Annotated in this window: 1 pseudogene; it reads left to right on the top strand. The window is 62.7% G+C overall.

Going from position 1 to position 322, the window contains the following annotated elements:
• Window positions 1-31: 31 nt before the first annotated feature.
• Window positions 32-187: pseudogene (locus G3N96_RS38980) on the top strand (biopolymer transporter ExbD); the annotation flags it as partial.
• Between the last annotated feature and the right edge of the window lie 135 nt (window positions 188-322).

The following is a 322-nucleotide window of genomic DNA, read 5'->3' as shown; positions in this document are numbered from 1 at the left end:
TGACGCGTGAACCGGCCCTGAAGGAGCGACCATGGCATTCGGCGGACTCGAGCACCACAAGACGTCCGCGCCGATGGCGGAGATCAACATGACCCCGCTGATCGACGTGATGCTGGTGCTGCTCGTCATCTTCATCATTACCGCGCCGCTGATGACGCATGCGACCCGGCTCGACCTTCCGAAGATCACGTGCTGTGACGCGTGAACCGGCCCTGAAGGAGCGACCATGGCATTCGGCGGACTCGAGCACCACAAGACGTCCGCGCCGATGGCGGAGATCAACATGACCCCGCTGATCGACGTGATGCTGGTGCTGCTCGTC

Source organism: Burkholderia sp. Se-20373 (genome assembly GCF_017104705.1).
Lineage (GTDB): Bacteria > Pseudomonadota > Gammaproteobacteria > Burkholderiales > Burkholderiaceae > Burkholderia.
The sequence above is the reverse complement of the archived record's forward strand: the minus strand, read 5'-3'. Positions and strand labels throughout refer to the sequence as shown.